General features: G+C 63.5%; 16 protein-coding genes. 8 read left to right on the top strand and 8 right to left on the bottom strand.

The genetic code is table 11. The annotated features are described in order from the left end of the window. Positions 1–37: 37 nt before the first annotated feature. The 3 genes from pgi to NCR40_RS06420 all read right to left on the bottom strand — a co-directional run bounded on the left by pgi (position 38) and on the right by NCR40_RS06420 (position 4941). Positions 38–1660 carry a glucose-6-phosphate isomerase gene (gene pgi / locus NCR40_RS06430; RefSeq protein ID WP_250509028.1) on the bottom strand — a complete coding sequence of 541 codons (1623 nt, stop codon included), beginning with the start codon at positions 1658–1660 and terminating at the stop codon, positions 38–40. 194 nt (positions 1661–1854) lie between these two features. Further along, a complete protein-coding gene (locus tag NCR40_RS06425) occupies positions 1855–3423 on the bottom strand; it encodes an NAD(P)H-hydrate dehydratase (RefSeq protein WP_250509027.1) in 1569 nt (522 codons plus the stop codon). Between the two features lie 228 nt (positions 3424–3651). After that, complete coding sequence (locus NCR40_RS06420; RefSeq protein WP_250509026.1) at positions 3652–4941, bottom strand: FAD-dependent oxidoreductase; 1290 nt, start codon at positions 4939–4941, stop codon at positions 3652–3654. Between NCR40_RS06420 and NCR40_RS06415 the strand changes: the two genes are divergently transcribed. Together NCR40_RS06415 and purL are read left to right on the top strand one after the other, a co-directional pair. Then, complete coding sequence (locus tag NCR40_RS06415; RefSeq protein WP_244827916.1) at positions 4940–5080, top strand: hypothetical protein; 141 nt, start codon at positions 4940–4942, stop codon at positions 5078–5080. The genes NCR40_RS06420 and NCR40_RS06415 overlap by 2 nt on opposite strands. 287 nt (positions 5081–5367) lie before the next feature. Beyond that, positions 5368–9405 carry a phosphoribosylformylglycinamidine synthase gene (gene purL / locus NCR40_RS06410; protein ID WP_250509025.1) on the top strand — a complete coding sequence of 1346 codons (4038 nt, stop codon included), beginning with the start codon at positions 5368–5370 and terminating at the stop codon, positions 9403–9405. 141 nt (positions 9406–9546) lie between these two features. Here purL and NCR40_RS06405 read toward each other — a convergent pair whose 3' ends face one another. The 5 genes from NCR40_RS06405 to NCR40_RS06385 all read right to left on the bottom strand — a co-directional run bounded on the left by NCR40_RS06405 (position 9547) and on the right by NCR40_RS06385 (position 13554). Beyond that, positions 9547–10329 (bottom strand): peptidylprolyl isomerase, encoded by a 783-nt coding sequence (locus NCR40_RS06405; protein ID WP_244827914.1) that lies wholly within the window; start codon positions 10327–10329, stop codon positions 9547–9549. Between the two features lie 138 nt (positions 10330–10467). Next, complete coding sequence (locus tag NCR40_RS06400; protein ID WP_244827913.1) at positions 10468–10782, bottom strand: BolA family protein; 315 nt, start codon at positions 10780–10782, stop codon at positions 10468–10470. Then, positions 10779–11315: a septation protein A gene (locus NCR40_RS06395; RefSeq protein ID WP_244827912.1), complete on the bottom strand. Its 537-nt coding sequence runs from the start codon at positions 11313–11315 to the stop codon at positions 10779–10781. Before NCR40_RS06395 ends, NCR40_RS06400 begins: the two co-directional genes overlap by 4 nt. A 134-nt stretch (positions 11316–11449) precedes the next feature. After that, positions 11450–11881, bottom strand: coding sequence for a peptide-methionine (R)-S-oxide reductase MsrB (msrB, locus tag NCR40_RS06390; protein ID WP_250464837.1), 432 nt, complete (start codon positions 11879–11881; stop codon positions 11450–11452). A 62-nt stretch (positions 11882–11943) separates the two neighbouring features. Further along, on the bottom strand, positions 11944–13554 hold the full coding sequence (locus NCR40_RS06385; protein ID WP_502800970.1) for a protein adenylyltransferase SelO: 1611 nt from the start codon (positions 13552–13554) through the stop codon (positions 11944–11946). 150 nt (positions 13555–13704) lie between these two features. Between NCR40_RS06385 and NCR40_RS06380 the strand changes: the two genes are divergently transcribed. The 6 genes from NCR40_RS06380 to NCR40_RS06355 all read left to right on the top strand — a co-directional run bounded on the left by NCR40_RS06380 (position 13705) and on the right by NCR40_RS06355 (position 20116). Then, positions 13705–15363: a 3-(methylthio)propionyl-CoA ligase gene (locus NCR40_RS06380; RefSeq protein WP_250464839.1), complete on the top strand. Its 1659-nt coding sequence runs from the start codon at positions 13705–13707 to the stop codon at positions 15361–15363. Between the two features lie 153 nt (positions 15364–15516). Next, on the top strand, positions 15517–17601 hold the full coding sequence (locus NCR40_RS06375) for a 3-hydroxyacyl-CoA dehydrogenase NAD-binding domain-containing protein (RefSeq protein WP_250509024.1): 2085 nt from the start codon (positions 15517–15519) through the stop codon (positions 17599–17601). Positions 17602–17612: 11 nt separating this feature from the next. After that, positions 17613–18239: a bifunctional nicotinamidase/pyrazinamidase gene (pncA, locus tag NCR40_RS06370; RefSeq protein ID WP_250509136.1), complete on the top strand. Its 627-nt coding sequence runs from the start codon at positions 17613–17615 to the stop codon at positions 18237–18239. 68 nt (positions 18240–18307) lie between these two features. Then, positions 18308–18610: a Dabb family protein gene (locus tag NCR40_RS06365; RefSeq protein ID WP_244827908.1), complete on the top strand. Its 303-nt coding sequence runs from the start codon at positions 18308–18310 to the stop codon at positions 18608–18610. A 5-nt stretch (positions 18611–18615) separates the two neighbouring features. After that, entirely contained in the window at positions 18616–19086 is a 471-nt protein-coding gene (locus NCR40_RS06360) for a PaaI family thioesterase (protein WP_244827907.1), read from the top strand. Positions 19087–19111: 25 nt separating this feature from the next. Next, positions 19112–20116, top strand: a complete 1005-nt coding sequence (locus NCR40_RS06355) for an NADP-dependent oxidoreductase (protein ID WP_250509023.1) — start codon at positions 19112–19114, stop codon at positions 20114–20116. The last annotated feature ends 29 nt before the right edge of the window (positions 20117–20145 follow it).

Here is a 20145-nt window from a genome sequence, read left to right as displayed (position 1 = left end):
TGCGGGCCGATGCGGGCTTTAACGACGCAACCAGCCGTCAATACTTCAGAGCCTTGCGCGCGCGCTCGATCAACGCGGAGGTCGAGGCATCGTGCTTCTTCGGATCGGCGCTCGCGGCGGTGATATCCGCCTCGACCACCTTGCCGAGAATCTTGCCGAGTTCCACGCCCCACTGATCGAACGAGTTCACGTCCCACACCGCGCCCTGCACGAGCACCTTGTGTTCGTATAGCGCGATGAGCGCGCCGAGCGCCTCGGGCGTGAGCGCATCGAGAATGATGGTCGTGGTCGGCCGATTCCCCGGAAAGCTCAAATGCGTGGCAAGTTCTTCCTTGCCCGGGCCCGCGACCTTCTTCGCCTCTTCGAGCGTGCGGCCAAGCATCAGCGCTTCGCTTTGCGCGAAGCAGTTGGCGAGCAGCTTCGCATGGTGATCGACGAGCGGATGCTCAGGCGTGAGCACGGCGATGAAATCGATCGGGATGATGGTCGGCCCTTGATGCAGCATCTGGAAAAACGCGTGCTGGCCGTTCGTGCCGGGCTCGCCCCAGATCACGGCAGCGGTCGGGTAATCGACCATGCCGCCTGCCAGCGTCGCCGACTTGCCGTTGCTTTCCATCTCCAGTTGCTGAAGATACGAAGGCAGATAGTGCAGCGCCTGCGAATAAGGCGCGATCAGATCGCTCTGCGAGCCGAAGAAGTTGCGATACCAGATGCCGATCATGCCCATCAGCACGGGCAGATTCTTGTCGAGCGGCGCTTCGCGGAAGTGTTGATCCATCGCGTACGCGCCTTCCAGCAGCGCGTCGAAATTCTCCGGTCCGACCGAGATCACGATGGACAGGCCCACCGCCGACCACAGCGAATAGCGCCCGCCGACCCAGTCCCACATCTCGAAGACGTTTTCTTTCGCGATGCCGAACTTGACCACTTCCGCCGGGTTCGCCGAGACGCCGACGAAGTGCTTCGAAAGCTCGCTTTCCGGGCAGCCCTGCTTCAAGAACCAATCGCGCATGGAGTGCGCGTTGGTCATGGTTTCGAGCGTCGTGAAGGTCTTGGAGACGATGATCGCGAGCGTCTCTTCGGCATCGACTTGCTGGAGCACGTTCCAGAGATCGGCGCCATCGACATTGGAGACGAAATGCGTGTCGAGTTCTTTCGATGCCAGATGATGCAGCGCGTGCACGACCATCTTCGGTCCGAGGTCCGAGCCGCCGATACCGATGTTCACCACATGGCGGATACGCTTGCCGGTATAGCCGGTCCACGAGCCGTCGCGGACCTTGTTGGCGAACGCGGCCATTTTCGCGCGCTCGGCGCGGACCTGTTCGGCGAAGGGCGCGTCGTCGGATTGCGCGCGCAGCGCCGTATGCAGCACCGCGCGATGTTCCGTGATATTGACGATATCGCCCGCGAACATGGCGTCGCGGCGCTCGGTCACCTTCGCCTCTTCGGCGAGCTGAATGAGCAGCTTGAGCGTGGCGTCGGTGATGCGGTTCTTGGAGAAGTCGATGCTGATACCGCCGCCGTCGAACGTGAAGCGCTCGGCGCGCGTGGGCGCGGTGTCGTTTTGCGGCGCGAACCAGTCGCGCAGGCGCTCGCCGGAGATGGCATCGTAGTGCGATTGGAGCGCCGACCAGGCGGGTAGCGATTTGAGCGTCATAACGGTTCGATAGTCCTGAGTGACAAAGGAAACGTTCGTGCAAAGGCGGCTTGGCGGGTGGCGTCAGTCAGTTCGTGAACGCGACCAGCGGTGCCGCGGATGCTCGAATGTAAGAAGCAAGAGGCAGTATAGCGACGATGCATGAACGAATGCTTGCAAGGCGTCATCGCGGCGCCGTGCAAGCCTCGCGCGAATCAGGCGCGCTGCTGTCGTTTATAGAAGCGACGATTGATGAGACTGCGCACGGCAGGCGCAAGTTCGCCCGCCGTCAGTCCCGCAGGCCCGGTGCCATCGCTCGCCAGATGCTCGGCGGCCTGCCCGTGAAAGTACACGCCTGCCAGCGCCGCCTCATACGCAGGCAACTTTTGGGCGAGCAATGCTCCGATCAATCCGCCGAGCACGTCGCCGGTGCCGCCGGTGGCGAGTCCTGCGTTTCCGGTCGGATTGATGGCGACGCGGCCATCCGGCGACGCGATGACCGTGCCCGAGCCTTTCAGCACGATGACCGCCGAATAACGCGCTGCCAACCGACGCGCGGCCGCGATGCGGTCGGCCTGCACCGCCTTTGCATCGGTTTGCAAGAGCCGCGCGGCTTCTAGCGGATGCGGCGTGAGCACGCACGGATTGCCCTTGGCGCCGCGTCCCGCGACTTCTGCGGCGAGGGCGTCGTCCTTCGAGACGAGATTGAGCGCATCGGCGTCGAGCAGCTTGGCGGCGTCGAGCTTCAGGACATCGGCGAGCACTTTTTTCGCGCGGTCGCTCTTGCCCATGCCGCAGCCGATCGAAAGCGCGTCCATTTTTTCGAGCGCGAAGTCGTCGACGTGATGCAGCATCAGTTCGGGATGCGGCGGATCGTAGGACGGCGCACCTTCGCCTAGAAACGCCACGTTGACCTTGCCCGCGCCGCTGTAGAGCGCCATGCGCGCGGCGAGGATGGGCGCGCCGCACATGCCGGTATCGCCGCCAATCACGGCAAGCGTGCCGAATGTGCCCTTGTTGGTCGCGTTGTCGCGCAGCGGCATGTGGGCCGCGAAAAGGGCCGGCACGTTGAGCACGATGGAAGGCGCGGCGGGCGGCTCGATGTCGAGCGTGGCGACATGCAGCGTGCCGCACAGATCGCGGCCTTCCGCCGTGAAATGGCCCGGCTTCGCGCCGATGAACGTGATCGTCTCGTTCGCGCGCACGCTTGCACCGCCCGCGACGGGTGCGCCGGTGTCGCTGTCGAGACCGCTCGGGACGTCGAGCGCGAGCACGCGGCCGTGGTCGCGGCTGTCGGCATCGCGCGCGCTTTGCGACAGACGTGTCGCAATGCCGGCGAACACGCCGTCCAGCACCCGTGTCAGGCCGATGCCGAACATGCCGTCGACCAGCCAGCCGAATTCATCGAACGATGCGGGGACTTCGGTGTCGATCGTCACGCCTGCGGCACGCGCCGCTTCGAGCGCCCAGCGGGCGTCGTCGGGCTTGACCTCGACCGGCATGCAAACGCGCACCGTCACGCCCGCGCGGTGAAGCCGCTCGGCCATCACGAGCGCATCGCCGCCGTTGTTGCCGGGGCCGGCGACGATCCAGACGGGCTTCTTCGTATGAAAGTCGCGCGTATGGAGCAGAAGCTGTGCGGCGGCGGCGCCTGCGCGGGCCATCAGCGTGTGAGGCGGCAGCGCGGCGGCGGCGCGCGCTTCGAGCGAACGCAGCTCTGTGAGCGTCAGGAGCGCGAGGGCATCGTCGCGGGGCGTGAAGTAGGGCGTTCGGGAATCGGTCATGTCGACGATGATAGGCGTGCAGCGAACATTGCGTCGATTCGCACCGTTCGTGCCTGAAGCATGTGGCGATTCGGCTCGACCAGGATCGCAAGTTTCGTGAGTCGCTCAAAGACGCGCGCGGCTCGCACAAACCGAATGCCAAGCCGACGCGCGCGGCTCGCACAAACCGAATGCCAGGCCGACGCAGCCACTAGCACCGCAGCACGCGAGAGCACGGACGCGCGCTCTTCAAAACCGCTCGATACTCAACGCCGCAAGCGTCTGTTCCGGAACCTCGGGCGTCACATCGGACACGAGATCCGCCACCACCTTCGCCGACCCGCACGCGAGCCCCCAGCCCGCCGGACCATGCGCCGCGTTCACGAACACACGCGGATGCCGTGTCGCGCCGACTGCCGGCAGGCCATCGGCGGAGAAGAGGCGCAGGCCTTCCCACGGACGCGCGGCCGAGACGCGTCCCGCGCCCGGAATCCAGTCGTGCGTGCCCTGACCGAGCACGTCGAGGGCACGACGGGCGAGGCTCGCATCGAGCGGCTTGTCGGCCTTGGATGCGCTCTGGAATACGCCCGCGCCCGCCACGCGCAGACGCTGGTTCACACGTGTCATCGTGATGCGCTTCATCGAATCGACGACCGTCAGATGCGGCGCGCGCTCTTCGTAGGCAATCGGCGCGGTGAGCGTATGCATGCGCAGCGGATACAGCCACGGCGTGGACTTCCTGACGAGCGCGGGCGTCTCGGCTCCCGCCGCGACCACGACGGCGTCCGCCGTGATCAACTCGACATTTTCGTTGCGCTTGTTGCGGCTCGCGTCCGGATCGGCGAGTTCGACGGCCGCGCGCTTATCGTCCAGACGCAGCGCCGTTACCGTGCGATTCATGCGGAACTGCACGCCGCCGTCTTCGAGCACCTGCTTCAGTTGCTTGGTGAAGAGCGGGCAATTGGCCGTGCGATCCTCGGGCAGCAAAACGCCGCCTGCGAATTCGGGATATTCGGGCACCGAATGCTCCGCTGCGACGCATTCCTCAGGCGTCAGCACGCGATGCGGCACCTTGAACTGCCGCAACAGATCGATGGCCGGTTGCGCTTCCTCCAGCTCGCGCGCGTGACGAAACACGTGCAACATGCCGCGCCGCTGTTCGAATTCGAGTTGCAGTGCGCTCTCGATTTCCGCGACGGTACGGCGCGACAACGCGACGAGCGGTTCCAGCAACGCATATTGCGCCGCGAACGCGTCCGGCTCGCGCAGCATGGCGAGTTGTTTCAGAAAATCGCGCACGGCGCTATGAAAGCCGGTCTTCACGACCATGCCGTTTTGCTTCGCGCGGTTCGACGACATGAAGGTCGGTCCGAACCAGACATCGAGCGGAGAGGGCAGAAGCGCGCCGCCCTGGCCATAGGTGGCGCCTTGGGCGACCGTCGCGTAGCGCTCGACCACGCAGACGCGATGCCCGGCCGCATGCAACTGGTAAGCGGTGGCGATGCCGGCGATTCCTCCGCCGATAACGATGACATCCATGACTTTTTTGCCCGAAGGCGCGAACTTGCGCCGCACACCGCGCCGCAAGCTCGGGCGCGCCGCGCATGTCGACGATGAGACGGCGGGCGCGGCAGACTCGCCACACCCGAAGAAAGCGCGCCATGATAGCGCCAAATGAGCCGCGCCGGGACCATAGGTGCCAGATCGCAGCATGTCCGTCGCGAACGTTTCTGCACTGCGTACACTGCAGGATCGATTTCAGGATAAGCCATGCGTCACGTCCGCGGCGGGATGCGCACGCGCGACGGGCAATGGCGCCGGTCGGGCCGGCTGAATTTGAGACGCATCCGGGGTATAATCGCGGTCTTCCTTTCGCCTCACGTCGCTCATCCACGCTCGTGGCCGTTTCCGGCGTTTCGAGCGCGGCACCCAGCGGCACACAGACGTCATCGACGCACCGTCACAATGGCCCACTTCTCGTGTTTCCCCGGCGCTTCGGCCCTCTCCGATTTCCGTCAGACCCGCCTCCTCGAGACGCTCGCGCGCATCGACGCGAACATCGTCGGCGTGCGCGGCCAGTTTCTGCACTTCGTGAATTCGGCCGAACCGCTTTCCGATGAGAACAGCAACCGCATCCACGCGTTGATGCACTACGGTGCGCCGCTCGAAGAAGGCAAGGAACGCGGCCACGCCGAAACGTTTCTGGTCGTGCCGCGTTTCGGCACGGTGTCGCCTTGGGCGAGCAAGGCAACCGACATCGCGCATCATTGCGGCCTCACGCAAGTGCGGCGTATCGAGCGCGGCGTCGAATACACGGTCGTCCTGAAGAGCGGCCTGCTCGGCGGCAAGAAAACCCTGTCGGACGAAGCGCGCGCCGCCGTTGCCGACGCGTTGCACGACCGCATGACCGAAAGCGTCGCGGCCTCGCGCGATCAGGCGCTGCATCTCTTCGACGAACTGCCCGCCAAGCCCTTGCAGACGGTCGATATCATCGGCGCCGGGCGTTCGGCGCTCGAAGCGGCCAACGCGGAACTGGGCCTCGCGCTCGCGGAAGACGAGATCGTCTATCTCGTCGATGCCTTCAAAAACCTCAACCGCAATCCGACCGACGTCGAACTGATGATGTTCGCGCAGGCCAACAGCGAACATTGCCGCCACAAGATTTTCAACGGCGAATGGACCATCGACGGCGAGAAGCAGGATCTGTCGCTCTTCGCCATGATCCGCAACACCGAGAAGCTGAATCACGAAGGCACGATCGTCGCGTACTCGGACAACTCGGCGATCATGGCGGGCGGCGTCGCGGAGCGCTGGTTTCCGCGCGGCGAGAGCGAGCAGTATCAGCGCAAGGTCGAGTTGACGCACACGCTGATGAAGGTCGAAACGCATAACCACCCGACGGCGATCTCGCCGTTCGCGGGCGCGGCAACGGGCTCGGGCGGCGAAATCCGCGACGAAGGCGCGACCGGTCGCGGCGCGCGTCCGAAAGCCGGTCTCGCGGGCTTCACGGTATCGAACCTCGATTTGCCCGATGCGCGTCAAAAGTGGGAAAACGCCCGCGATGCCGCCACGCCGCTCGTCTCGCGCAATCCGTCGGAAACGCATGAGGCGTATGGCCGGCCGGATCGCATTGCGTCGCCGTTGCAGATCATGATCGACGGGCCCATCGGCGCGGCGGCATTCAACAACGAATTCGGCCGTCCGAACCTGGGCGGCTACTTCCGCACTTTCGAGCAGAACGTCGCGGGCCGCGTGCGCGGCTATCACAAGCCGATCATGATCGCGGGCGGCATCGGCAATATCTCGGACCAGCACACGCACAAGAACGATCTGCCGGCGGGCACTCTGCTGATCCAGATCGGCGGACCGGGCATGCGCATCGGCATGGGCGGCGGCGCGGCGAGTTCGATGGCCACGGGCGCGAACACCGCCGAGCTGGACTTCGATTCCGTGCAGCGCGGCAATCCTGAAATTCAACGCCGCGCGCAGGAAGTCATCAACTCGTGCTGGCAACTGGGCGAGCACAACCCCATTCTGTCGATTCACGACGTCGGCGCGGGCGGCATTTCGAATGCGTTCCCCGAACTCGTCGATGGCGCGGGAAAGGGCGCGCGCTTCGAACTGCGCAAGGTACAGCTCGAGGAAAGCGGACTGTCGCCGCGCGAAATTTGGTCGAACGAAGCGCAAGAGCGCTATGTGCTGGCCATCGCGCCCGCCGATCTGCCGGCCTTCGAGGCAATGTGCGAGCGTGAACGCTGCCCGGTGGCAGTGGTTGGCGTGGCGACGGACGAGCGCGACCTCGAACTCATCGACGATGAAAACGAAGGTCAGGAACCCGTCGACATGCCGATGGATGTGCTGCTCGGCAAGCCGCCGAAAATGCATCGCGACGTTGCGCGCGAACATCCGAGCTTCACGCCGGTCGATGTCACCGGCCTGCAGCTTTCGGAAGTCGCCGTCGATGTGCTCAAGCACCCGACCGTCGCGAGCAAGTCGTTTCTCATCACCATCGGCGACCGTTCGGTGGGCGGCACGACGGCGCGCGACCAGTTCGTGGGCCCGTGGCAAGTGCCGGTGGCCGATTGCGCCATCACGACCATGGACTACGCGGGCTATCGCGGCGAAGCCATGACGATGGCCGAGCGCACGCCGCTCGCCGTCATCGACGCACCCGCATCCGGCCGCATGGCAGTGGGCGAAGCAGTGACGAATATCGCTGCCGCGCCGATCGAATCGTTGAGCAAGCTCAAGCTCTCCGCCAACTGGATGGCCGCGTGCGGCAGCGCGGGCGAAGACGCGGCGCTCTACGACACGGTGAAGGCCATCGGCATGGAACTGTGCCCGGCGCTCGGCATCAGCATTCCGGTCGGCAAGGATTCGCTGTCGATGCGCACCAAGTGGCAGGACGCACGCGGCGGCTCACGGGAAGTGGTGTCGCCGGTGTCGCTCATCATCTCGGCGTTCGCGCCGGTCGAGGACGTGCGCCGTCAACTCACGCCGCAACTCGTCGCGGAGTCCGATACGGTGCTGATCGCCATCGATCTGGGGCGCGGGCGCAATCGCATGGGCGGCAGCATCCTCGCGCAAGTGACGCAGCAAGTGGGCGATGCCGTGCCCGACGTCGACGATCCCGAAGACCTCAAGCGCTTCTTCGCGTCCATTCAGGCGCTCAACGCCGACGGCAAGCTGCTTGCCTATCACGACCGCTCGGACGGCGGCCTGTGGGCGACGGTCTGCGAGATGGCGTTCGCGGGGCACGTGGGCGTGTCGCTCAACGTCGACATGCTGACACTCGATGCCGACCACGAATCCGATTACGGCGACGCGAAAGACTGGACCAAGCAGACGAGCGGCCGGCGCGACGACCGCACGATCCGCGCGCTGTTCACGGAAGAACTCGGCGCGGTGGTGCAAGTGCGCGCGGCGGATCGCGATGCCGTGCTCGGCGCGTTGCGCGGGCATGGTTTGTCGGCGTGCGCGCATGTCATCGGCAAGCCGAACGAGCGCGACACGGTCGAGATCTATCGCGACGCGAAGAAGATTTTCGATGCGCCGCGTACCGAGTTGCAGCGCGCATGGAGCGAGGTGAGCTGGCGCATCGCGCGTCTGCGCGACAACCCCGCTTGTGCCGACGCCGAATACGACGCATTGCTCGATGCCGGCGATCCCGGCTTGTCGCCCGTGTTGACCTTCGATCCGGCGGAAGACGTCGCCGCGCCGTTCATCGCGACGAACACGCGTCCGCGCGTGGCGATCCTGCGCGAGCAGGGCGTGAACTCGCATCTCGAAACCGCGTATGCATTCGACCGCGCGGGCTTCGATGCGCATGACGTACATATGAGCGATCTGCTCGAAGGCCGCGCGACACTCGCCGACTTCGCGGGCGCGGTGGCGTGCGGCGGCTTCTCGTATGGCGACGTGCTGGGTGCGGGCGAAGGCTGGGCCAAGACCATTCGCTTCAACCCGCGTCTTTCCGATATGTTCGCCGCCTTCTTTAGCCGCGCCGATACCTTCGCGCTCGGCATCTGCAACGGCTGCCAGATGATGTCGAACCTGGCGTCAATCATCCCCGGCGCCGAGGCGTGGCCCAAGTTCACGCGCAACAAGTCCGAGCAGTTCGAAGCGCGCTTCTCGCTCGTGGAAGTGGAGAGTTCGCCGTCGATCTTCTTTAGCGGCATGGAAGGCTCGCGCATTCCGGTGGCGGTCGCGCATGGTGAAGGTTTCGCCGATTTCTCGCAACAGGGCGATGCCGCGAAGGCACTCGTCGCCATGCGTTTCGTCGATCATCACGGCCGCGCGACGGAGCAGTATCCGTTCAACCCGAACGGCTCGCCGCAAGGCATCACGTCGGTCACGACGCCCGACGGCCGCTTCACCGTTTTGATGCCGCATATGGAGCGCGTGCATCGCAATGTGCAAATGAGCTGGACACCGGATGACTGGACCACTGACGGCAGTCCGTGGCTGCGCGTGTTTCAGAACGCGCGGCGGTTCATGGGGTGAGGTTCGGTTGTATCGGTGGGATGAGAGCACCCCGAAGTGGTTTTTCGGGGTGTTTTTTTGCCGATTGCAGACACGCACCGAAAACGACAAAGCCGCCCGAAGGCGGCTTTGTCCGACAGCGACGAAGGGCGATCAGCGCTCTTACTTCACCACTGCCTTCTTCCGCAACCCTTCCTCGAACGCCTGCAGCTTCTCTTGCTGAATCTGCTGCGCGATCTGCGCTTTCACTTGTTCCAGCGGCGGCGGGGCGACGTCGCGGGTATCGTCCAGACGGATGATGTGCCAGCCGAATTGCGTCTTCACCGGCTGCGGCGTTACTTCACCCTTCTTGAGCTTCTCGGCGGCGGCGCCGAATTCCGGCACGTAGGCTTGCGGCGCGGACCAGTCCAGATCGCCGCCGTTCTTGCCCGATCCCGGGTCCTTCGAGTATTGCTTCGCCAAATCCTCGAAGCTCGCGCCGCCCTTGATCTTCGCGATCAAGTCCTTCGCCTGCGCTTCGCTTTCTACCAGGATGTGATGCAGATGCAGTTCCTTGCCGCCGCCCGTCTGCTTCACGAGTTGCTCGTAGCGCGCCTGGATCTCGGCGTCGGTCGGCGTGTTCTTCTTGACGAAGTCTTCGATCATCGCGCGCAGCACGACCGTCTGTTGCGCGACCGCGATCTGCGCCTTCACGTCGGGACGCATGGGCAGGCCTTCGCGCGATGCTTCCTGCATCAGGATTTCGCGGTTGATGAGTTCCTCGCGCACCGCCTGTTGCAATTGCGGCGAATCCTGCTGACCCTGCTGGACGAGTTGCTTCACGAGCGCATCGGCGCGCGACGTGGGAATCGGCGTGCCATTGACGACGGCGATGTTCTGCGCAAACGCGGGAGCCGCGGCGAACGCAGCCAGCAAGACCCAGACGCGGGTTTTTTTCAAAGTCATCGGAGGTTCCTAACTGAGCAACGAGCGACCTCGAAAGGCGCTTGATTGAGAGGTTGATCTGGAAGAAGCTGAGTGAATCGACACGCGGGAGAGGCGAGGCAAAAGCGCGGCAATCAGGCGCCAAAGCCCGCGCGGAGTCTATTCGAATTGTTCTGCGAACTCTTGCGGCGTATAAGCCCGGATGGCCAGCGCGTGCACGCCATGCTGCATTTCCGCGGCCAGCGCATCATACACCAGTCGATGCCGCGCCACTCGCGCGCGGCCCGCGAAGCATTCGGCGATGACCGTGACCGTGTAATGACTGCCCGAAGCCGCGCCGGCATGCCCGGCATGCGCCGCGCTGTCGTCTTCGATATGCACGGTTTGCGGTTCGAGCGCCGCTTCGAGGCGCGCTTCGAGATGCGCGATCTTGTCGGCCGCGCTCGCGTTCGGAAAATCGAAGGAAGCGTTCATTGACCATCCTCCTTCATGTATTTGGCGAGCCAGAAGCTTTGCGCGACGATAAACGCCACGAGACACCCCGTCGCGCCGAAGAGTTTGAAGTTGACCCATTGGTCCGTGGTGAAGTGAAACGCCACCACGAGATTGACGATACCGAGCAGCGCGAAAAACACCGCCCACGCCACGTTCAATTGTCCCCACACGCGATGCGGCAGGACGATCTGCTTGCCCATCATCGCTTCAATGAGGTTCTTTTTGAAGCCGAGTTGCGCGACGATCAGCGCCACGGCGAAGAGCCAGTAAAGCGCGGTGGGCTTCCATTTGATGAAGGTATCGTTGTGCAGCACGAGCGTCGCGCCGCCAAACACCACGACCACGCCGAGACTCACCCACAGCATTGGATCGACCTTGCGATGGCGGAACGCCACCCACGCAATCTGCACGAGCGTCGCCGCGATGGCTACGGCAGTTGCCGTATAGATGCCCCAGATCTTGAATGCGACAAAAAACAGGATGATCGGAAACAGATCGAACAGAAATTTCATTGGCGTGGCGATGAGGTGGGCAGCGAGCAGGCTGCGGCGCGCGAAACGAACGCCCGCTCTCGAGAAGCGGGCGTTCCATGCGGCAGAAAATTATGCACGGGCTTATTGATTAGCCCGCCACAACCCGCCCGCGCTTACTTGGATTCGAATTGTAGCGCAGCCGAGTTGATGCAATACCGCAAACCGGTGGGCGCCGGGCCGTCTTCGAAGACGTGACCGAGATGCGCGCCGCAGTTCTTGCACTGCACTTCGATGCGCAGCATGCCGTGCGAGCGGTCGGTCTTCTCTTCGATCACTTCGCCGTTGATCGGCTTGAAGTAGCTGGGCCAGCCGCAGCCCGCGTCGAACTTGGTCGCGGATTCGAAAAGCGGCGTGCCGCAACACACGCAGTCATACACGCCGCGCTCGAAGTGGTCCCAGTATTCGCCGGAGAACGGGCGCTCGGTCGCCGCGTGGCGCGTGACCTGATACTGCATGTCGTTGAGTTCGCTGCGATACGCCGCATCGTCCTTTTGCAGCGGATACGCCGTGGCGCCAGTGTTGTCGATGGTGTCGTCTCTGCTCATATCATTCCTTTTATCGGCCGAAAGTCGGAAAAACGGATCAGGCCAGCTATTTTGGGGCGATCCTAAGAAGAACAACTCACTTCCAGATCGCTCGCCCAGTCGGGTGGCAGGCCGGCGTACGCTTCGTATTCGGGTTGTTCGTCGTAGGGACGGCGCAGCACGTCGAGAAGCCGCGCCACTTCGGTGTAATCCTTTTCGCTCGCCTGGCGAATCGCCTGTTCGGCCAGGTGATTACGCAGCACGTACTTCGGATTCACGCGATTCATCGCGGCCGCGCGATTCGTATCGTCGCGCGTTTCGTGCGCGAGACGTTCGCGATACTGCACCGCCCACGCGTCGAAAGCGGCACGGTCGAGAAAGAGGTCGCGCACGGGCGAATCGTTCGAGGTATCGGATTTCACGAGCTTCGACAAGTTCCGGAACGTGAGCGTGAAGTCCGCGCGGTTCGCGTGCATGATTTCGAGGAGACCGTTGGCGAGTTTGTCATCGCCTTCGCGCGCGATTTCGAGGCCGAGCTTGGCGCGCATCTTCGCTTCGAACACAGGGCCGAAGCGCGCCTTGTAGCGTTCGAGAACCTTCTGTGCTTCCTCGACCACGCGTTGCGCATGGCCTTCTTCCGGCAGGTTCGCGCCGACGAGCGGAACCAGCGCCTGCGCCAGACAAAACAGGTTCCAATAGCCGACCTGCGGCTGACGGCTGTACGAATAGCGCCCTTGCGTGTCCGTGTGGTTGCAAATGTGATGCGCGTTGAAGCCATCCATGAAACCGAACGGGCCGTAGTCGATCGTGAGACCGAGAATGGACATGTTGTCGGTGTTCATCACGCCGTGACAGAAGCCGACGGCTTGCCACTCCGCCATCAGATCGGCGGTGCTGCGCACGGCTTCGTCGAGGAGCGCGAGGTAGGGATCGTCGGCATCGCGGCAATGCGGATAGAAGCGCTCAATCACGTGATCGGCAAGCGCTTTGAGATCGTCGACGCGGTCGTTCGAATAGAAGTGTTCGAAATGCCCGAAGCGCACGAAGCTCGGCGCGACGCGCGTAACGATCGCCGCTGTTTCGATGCTCTCACGCCGCACCGGCATATCGGAGCCGACGATGGCGAGCGCGCGCGTCGTGGGAATGCCCAGATGGTGCATGGCTTCGGAGCACAGGAATTCGCGGATCGACGAACGCAACACGGCGCGGCCATCGCCCATGCGGGAATACGGTGTGCGGCCCGCGCCCTTCAGCTGAAGTTCGAAGCGTGTGCCGTCATGGTCCCGATCAGCGTCTGGCTCGATCTCGCCGAGTGTAAGTGCGCGGCCATCGCCCAATTGACCTGCCCATACGCCGAACTGATGCCCCGAATAGACCGCTGCGTAAGGCAGGTCGCCGGCGGGCCATTCGCGCGTGGGATTGCCGGCGAAGTATTCGGCAAAGCGCTTTTGCTCGCTGCCTTCCGCGACATCCGGATCGATGCCGAGCATGTCCGCCGTTTCGCGCGAGATCGCGACGAGATAAGGATCGGGCACCGGCGTGGCGGGAAGGCGCGTGAGGAACGCGGCCCCGAGCGCCGCGAACGAGCCGGGCTGGCCAACCTTGATCGCGGCGGCGATGGCGTCCATGGAATCAGCGCCGGAAGCCTTCTCGCCGGACGCTGCACGCACGGCATTGCTTGGGGAAAACGACATATTGAGCGCCTTTTGGTTAAACGATATTGTAAATCCGCGCCCGCGGGCCTGCAGGGCCGCACCCGGCCGGGCATCGGGCGGCGCAAAGCCAATGACCGACCCAATGACTCGAGCCCGGACTCGCCAACCGACTCACCGAGGAAATCACCCATGACGTCGCCGCTTTACGGCCAGATGATGGAAATACCGTTGCTCGCGTCGTCCCTGTTGTCCCATGCCTCGCGCCACTTCGGCGATACGGAAATCGTGTCGCGGCGTATCGAAGGCGATATCCATCGCTACACGTACCGCGATTGCGAGAAGCGCGCGAAGCAACTCGCGCAGGCCTTGATCGCGCTCGGCGTGGAGCAGGGCGAGCGCATCGGCACGCTGGCCTGGAACGGCTACCGGCATCTGGAGTGCTATTACGGCGTGGCGGGCATGGGCGCCGTGTGCCACACCATCAATCCGCGTCTCTTTCCGGATCAGGTCGCGTTCATCATCGATCATGCGGACGATTCGTACGTCTTGTTCGACATGACCTTCGCGCCGCTCGTCGAGATGATCGCGCCGCAGTGTCCGAACGTGAAAGGCTGGATCGCACTCGGCGATGCCGCCTGCATCGAGCAGCATCTTTCGAACCTGAGCGTGCCGGTGATGAGCTACGAAAGTCTCGTCGGCGAACAGGATGGCGTCTACGAATGGCCGATGCTCGATGAACGTCAGGCATCGTTTCTTTGCTACACGTCGGGAACGACGGGCAATCCGAAGGGCGCGCTGTATTCGCATCGCTCGACGGTGCTGCATGCTTATGGCGCGGCCTTGCCCGATGCGATGGGCGCTTCATCGAGCGATTCCATCCTGCCCGTCGTGCCGATGTTCCACGTCAACGCGTGGGGCATTCCGCATGCGGGGCCGCTCGTCGGCGCGAAGCTGGTGTTCCCCGGCAAGGACCTCGACGGCAAGTCGCTCTACGAGTTGATGGAAGCGGAAGGCGTCACCTATTCGGCGGGCGTGCCGACCGTATGGCTGGCGCTCCTCGCCTACATGAAGCAGAACGATTTGCGCTTTTCGACGTTGAAGCGCACGGTGATCGGCGGCTCGGCGTGTCCGCCCGCCATGCTGAAGACCTTCGAGGAAGACTACGGCGTGCAGGTGATTCATGCGTGGGGCATGACGGAGATGTCGCCGCTCGGCACGCTCGCGCGGCTGAGTTTCCGGCAGAAGCAGCGTTCGGCCGAGGAACAGCGCATCTCGCTCGAAAAGCAGGGGCGCGCGCTCTTTGGCGTCGATATGAAAGTGGTCGGCGACGACGGCCACGAACTGCCTTGGGACGGCCAGTCGTTCGGCGATCTGCACGTGCGCGGACCGTGGGTCATCGACCGCTATTTCCGGCGCGACGAGTCGCCGCTCATCGACGGCTGGTTCCCGACGGGCGATGTCGCGACCATCGACGCCGATGGCTTCATGAACATCACCGATCGCAGCAAGGACGTGATCAAGTCGGGCGGCGAGTGGATCAGTTCGATCGATCTGGAGAACATCGCGGTGTCGCATCCGCAGGTGGCGGAGGCGGCGTGCATTGCGTGCTCGCATCCGAAGTGGACGGAGCGGCCGATGATCGTCGCCGTGCTGCGTCCGGGCGCGACCATCACGCGTGAGGATTTGCTCGCGCATTTCGAGGGCAAGGTCGCGAAGTGGTGGATTCCGGACGATGTCGTGTTCGCCGACGAGTTGCCGCATACGGCGACGGGCAAGCTGCAGAAGGTGCGGCTGCGCGCGTTGTATCGTGAGCATGTGCTGCCGGAGAAGGGTGAGAAGACATCTTGATACCAGCGCTTCCGGCTGACCTCGCGCCCCGGTCGATCCGGGGCGTTTTCATTCGCCGGACGACGCGCATTTGAACGATCGTTCTCCTTTGTGTATTCTGCGTCGATCACTCACAATAACCTCGCCAAAGACGCGCGAACGGGAGACATCTTCATGGCTGTGCACTTCACGATCCACGACGGCGTCGCCGTCATCACACTCGACAACCCGCCGGTGAACGGCCTCGGGCACGCGACACGGCTTGGCATCGTGGAAGGCATCGAGCGCGCGCGTGACGAAGACAACGTGCGCGCCATCGTCGTGATCGGCGCCGGCAAGGCGTTTTCGGGCGGCGCGGACATCACCGAATTCAATACGCCGAAGGCGACGCAAGAACCGACGCTCAAGACGGTCATCGAAGCAATCGAGGGCAGCGCGAAGCCGGTGATCGCGGCGATTCACGCCGTGGCGATGGGCGGCGGCCTCGAACTCGCGCTCGGCGCGCATTACCGCGTGGCGTCGCCCGGCGCGCAGATCGCGCTGCCCGAAGTGAAGCTCGGCCTCCTGCCCGGCGCGGGCGGCACGCAACGGCTGCCGCGCGTGGTTGGCGTCGAAAGGGCACTTGGCATGATCGTGTCAGGGACGCCGGTATCATCCGAACGACTCGCGAATACCGCGCTCTTCGACCAAATGATCGAAGGCGACTTGCTCGATGGCGCCGTGCGTTTCGCTCAGCACGTCGCCAAGCGTGACAGCAAGCACCCGCAAGTGCGCGAACGCCCCATCGAACACACGGATGCCGATCGAATCGTCCAGGCCGCGCGCGCGAACGCCATCGCGACGGCGAAGCATTTTCCGGCACCGCACAAGTGCATCGATGCCATCGAAAAAGGCCTGAAAGAAGGCTTCGAACGCGGGCTCGCCTTCGAGCGCGAATGCTTTCTCGCGCTCGTGCAGACACCGGAAAGCCGCGCGCTGCGGCACGCGTTCTTCGCCGAACGCGCGGCGTCCAAGATCGCGGATGTGCCGTCGAACACGCCCGTCAGAAAGATCGAGCGCATCGGCGTGATCGGCGCGGGCACGATGGGTGGCGGCATCGCCATGAACTTCATCAACGCGCGATTTTCCGTCGTGTTGCTCGAAACGAAACAGGACGCACTCGACCGGGGTTTGGCGAACGTGCGCCGCAATTACGAAGCGCAAGTGAAGAAGGGCAAGCTCACGCAAGACGAGGTCGATGAACGCATGGCCCTCATTCAACCGACGCTCGATTATGCAGACCTCGCGCACGCGGACTTGATCATCGAAGCGGTATTCGAAGACCTGGGCGTGAAGGAACAAGTCTTCCGCCGCCTCGATGAAGTCGCGAAGCCCGGCGCGATTCTCGCATCGAACACATCGACGCTCGATCTCGACAAAATCGCCGCGTTCACGAAACGTCCGGGCGATGTCATCGGCACGCACTTCTTCAGTCCCGCCAACGTGATGAAGCTGCTCGAAGTGGTGCGCGGCGCAAAAACGGACAAGGACGTGCTCGCCTCCGTCATGCAACTCGCGCGGAAGATCAGGAAGACGGCCGTGGTCTCGGGCGTATGCGATGGCTTCATCGGCAACCGCATGGTCGAACAGTACTTGCGGCAGGCGCTTTTCATGCTGGAGGAAGGCGCGCTGCCCGCGCAGATCGATCGCGCAATCGAAAATTTCGGCTTCGCCATGGGGCCGTTTCGCATGAGCGATCTTGCGGGCAACGACATCGGCTGGGCCATTCGCAAGCGCCGTTATGTCGAGCAGCCGGAGTTGCGCTATTCGAAAATCGCGGATCGGCTGTGCGAAGCGGGCCGCTTCGGACAAAAGACCGGCGCGGGATGGTACGACTACGAGCCAGGCAAGCGCGATGCGCTGCCATCACAAGCGGTCGACGACATGATCGTCGCGTATTCGAAGGAAGCAGGCATCGAAAGACGGCGTATCGCGGACGATGAAATCGTCGAGCGGCTCATGCTCGCGCTCGTCAACGAAGGCGCGCGTATTCTCGAAGAGGGCATCGCTTCGAAGGCCTCGGATATCGACATGGTCTATTTGACGGGTTACGGTTTCCCGCTCTGGCGCGGCGGCCCGATGTTCTACGCCGACACCATCGGCCTTGCCGCCGTGGAACGCGCCATGCGCCGCTACGCGCAACAGCCCAACGGCGACGCATGGCAGCCCGCCGCCCGCGTGACGCAACTCGCGGCGGTCAACGGCCGGTTCAACCCTTGAAGATGAGCATGATGAAACCCGTAGAAGACGTTTTACTCGTCGTGGACGTGCAGTACGATTTCATGCCCGGCGGCGCGCTCGCCGTGAAGGAAGGCGATGAGGTGGTGCCCGTCATCAACCGCCTGGCGCGCGCGTTCTCGCATGTCGTTCTGACGCAGGACTGGCATCCGCGCTCGCATGTCTCGTTCGCGGCGAATCACGAAGGACGCGCGCCCTTCGACATGATGACAATGCCTTACGGCGAACAGGTGCTGTGGCCGGTGCATTGCGTGCAGGGCACCGAGGGCGCGGCGCTACATCGCGGCCTGCAATTACCGCACGCGCGGCTCGTGATCCGCAAGGGGCATCACGAACATGTCGACAGCTACTCCGCGTTTCTCGAGGCGGATCGCGTGACACCCACGGGTCTTGCAGGCTATCTGCGCGACGTCGGTGCGAAGCGCGTATGGGTCGCGGGGCTGGCGACGGATTATTGCGTTGCGTGGTCCGCGTTGGATGCGCGTCGCGCGGGCTTCGAAGTGAGCGTGATAGAAGACGCGTGCCGCGCGATCGATCTCGACGGCTCGCTGGATCGAGCGTGGCGCGAAATGCGCGACGCGGGTGTCGAACGCATACGCTCCGATTATTTGCTCGCGTGAGCCTCCGAAGCTACCGTCGAATCTTTGCTACGCTTCTGCCTTCATCGTTTTCTTGACCAGGAGTTGCCGTGTTACGTCACATCGTCATGTGGAAGCTGAAGGAGTCGGCGGAAGGCGCGAGCCGCGCGGAGAATGCGCAGAAGCTCAAGGAGAAGCTCGAAACCTGCCGCAGCATCGTTAAGGGGCAGGGACACTTCGAGGTCGGTACGGCGCAACCGGGTTTCGACTGCACTTACGATGTCGTGCTCGTCTCCGACTTCGACGACAAAGCGGCGCTCGTTGCCTATCAGGTGCATCCGAAGCACGTGGCGCTGAAAGACTTCATTGCCGCGGTGCGCGAAGACCGTCAATGCGTCGACTACGAAGTGTGACGACCATGACCGACAAGCCACATGACGTCGCCATCGAAAGCCCGTTCATCGACTCGCTCGGCGTGGAATTGGTCAAGGCCGCCGACGGCGAAGCGGAAGTGCGGCTCGCGCTCGAAGATGCGCATTTGAACACGTGGGGCATCGCGCACGGCGGCGTCACCATGACCTTGCTCGATTCCGCGCTGGCACTCGCCGCGCGCAGTCTCGCGGGCAATGGCATCGGCGTCGTTACCGTCGAGATGAAGGTGAACTTCATGCAGCCGGGACGCGGTGAATTGCGCGGCATCGGGCGCGTGCTGCATCGCTCCACCACCATGGCGTATTGCGAAGGCGAAGTGCGCGACAGCGAAGGGCATTTCGTCGCCAAGGCGCTAGGCACGTTCAAATACATGCGCAGGCTCGCAGTGGGCCGCGATATCGTGAAACAGAAAATGCGTTCCGATCCCAAGGCCACGCCGGGACCGAGCGACGCTTGATTCATTCCGAACAGGAGGATTCGCAATGGCAGACGCTCAGAAGAATCGCCAGGTATTGCTGGTATCGCGACCGGAAGGCGAGGCATCGACCGACAATTTCAGGCTCGTCGAAACACCGCTTGCGCCGCTACGGGAAGGCGAGCTGCGCGTGCGCAATCACTATCTGTCGCTCGATCCGTACATGCGCGGGCGCATGAGCGATGCCAAGTCATACGCCGCGCCGCAGGCTTTGAACGAAGTGATGATCGGCGGCACGGTCGGTGAAGTGGTCGAGTCGCGCAATCCGAAGTTCAAGGTCGGCGACAACGTGGTCGGCATGTACGGCTGGCAGGAATACGGGACATCGGACGGCACGGGTCTTTATGCCGTCGATACCACGCACGTTCCGCTGTCCGCGTATCTCGGTCCGGTCGGCATGCCGGGCGTGACGGCCTGGTATGGCCTGAATCGCATCATCGAACCGAAGGCTGGCGATACGGTCGCCGTGAGCGCGGCAAGCGGCGCGGTCGGCAGCGTGGTCGGGCAACTGGCGAAGGCTGCGGGCTGCCGCGTGATCGGCATTGCGGGCGGCGCCGAGAAGTGCCGCTATGTCGTCGAAACGCTGGGCTTCGACGCATGCATCGACTACAAGGCGGGCCATTTGTACGACGAGCTGAAAGCCGCGGCGCCGGATGACATCGACGGCTATTTCGAAAACGTCGGCGGCGAAGTGCTCGATGCCGTGCTGCCGCGCATGAACGCACACGGGCGCATTGCGTTGTGCGGCATGATCTCGGGCTACGACGGCAAGCCATTGCCGCTGCAGGCGCCGCGCATTCTGCTCACGCAGCGTCTGAAGCTGCAGGGTTTCATCGTGAGCGAGCACATGGAATTGTGGCCGCAAGCGTTGAAGGAACTCGGCGAACGCGTCGCGACCAAGAAGCTGATCTACCGCGAGACCATTGCGCAGGGACTGGAAAATGCGCCCGAAGCGTTCCTCGGTCTTTTGCGCGGAAAGAACTTCGGCAAGCAGCTCGTCAAACTCATCTGACGCGCCGAGTACCACACCACGCGAGAAAG

This window comes from Caballeronia sp. GACF4, from assembly GCF_023631025.1.
In the GTDB taxonomy this organism is placed as follows: domain Bacteria; phylum Pseudomonadota; class Gammaproteobacteria; order Burkholderiales; family Burkholderiaceae; genus Caballeronia.
Note: the sequence above shows the minus strand (reverse complement) of the source record. Positions and strands in the feature narration are given on the sequence as shown.

Excerpts from the sequence above, each read along its gene's own strand:
- pgi (WP_250509028.1), bottom strand. The coding sequence starts at position 1,660 with ATGACGCTCAAATCGCTACCCGCCTGGTCGGCGCTCCAATCGCACTAC.
- NCR40_RS06425 (WP_250509027.1), bottom strand. The coding sequence starts at position 3,423 with ATGACCGATTCCCGAACGCCCTACTTCACGCCCCGCGACGATGCCCTC.
- NCR40_RS06415 (WP_244827916.1), top strand. The coding sequence starts at position 4,940 with ATGACTTTTTTGCCCGAAGGCGCGAACTTGCGCCGCACACCGCGCCGC.
- NCR40_RS06420 (WP_250509026.1), bottom strand. The coding sequence starts at position 4,941 with ATGGATGTCATCGTTATCGGCGGAGGAATCGCCGGCATCGCCACCGCT.
- purL (WP_250509025.1), top strand. The coding sequence starts at position 5,368 with ATGGCCCACTTCTCGTGTTTCCCCGGCGCTTCGGCCCTCTCCGATTTC.
- NCR40_RS06405 (WP_244827914.1), bottom strand. The coding sequence starts at position 10,329 with ATGACTTTGAAAAAAACCCGCGTCTGGGTCTTGCTGGCTGCGTTCGCC.
- NCR40_RS06400 (WP_244827913.1), bottom strand. The coding sequence starts at position 10,782 with ATGAACGCTTCCTTCGATTTTCCGAACGCGAGCGCGGCCGACAAGATC.
- NCR40_RS06395 (WP_244827912.1), bottom strand. The coding sequence starts at position 11,315 with ATGAAATTTCTGTTCGATCTGTTTCCGATCATCCTGTTTTTTGTCGCA.
- msrB (WP_250464837.1), bottom strand. The coding sequence starts at position 11,881 with ATGAGCAGAGACGACACCATCGACAACACTGGCGCCACGGCGTATCCG.
- NCR40_RS06385 (WP_502800970.1), bottom strand. The coding sequence starts at position 13,554 with ATGTCGTTTTCCCCAAGCAATGCCGTGCGTGCAGCGTCCGGCGAGAAG.
- NCR40_RS06380 (WP_250464839.1), top strand. The coding sequence starts at position 13,705 with ATGACGTCGCCGCTTTACGGCCAGATGATGGAAATACCGTTGCTCGCG.
- NCR40_RS06375 (WP_250509024.1), top strand. The coding sequence starts at position 15,517 with ATGGCTGTGCACTTCACGATCCACGACGGCGTCGCCGTCATCACACTC.
- pncA (WP_250509136.1), top strand. The coding sequence starts at position 17,613 with ATGAAACCCGTAGAAGACGTTTTACTCGTCGTGGACGTGCAGTACGAT.
- NCR40_RS06360 (WP_244827907.1), top strand. The coding sequence starts at position 18,616 with ATGACCGACAAGCCACATGACGTCGCCATCGAAAGCCCGTTCATCGAC.
- NCR40_RS06355 (WP_250509023.1), top strand. The coding sequence starts at position 19,112 with ATGGCAGACGCTCAGAAGAATCGCCAGGTATTGCTGGTATCGCGACCG.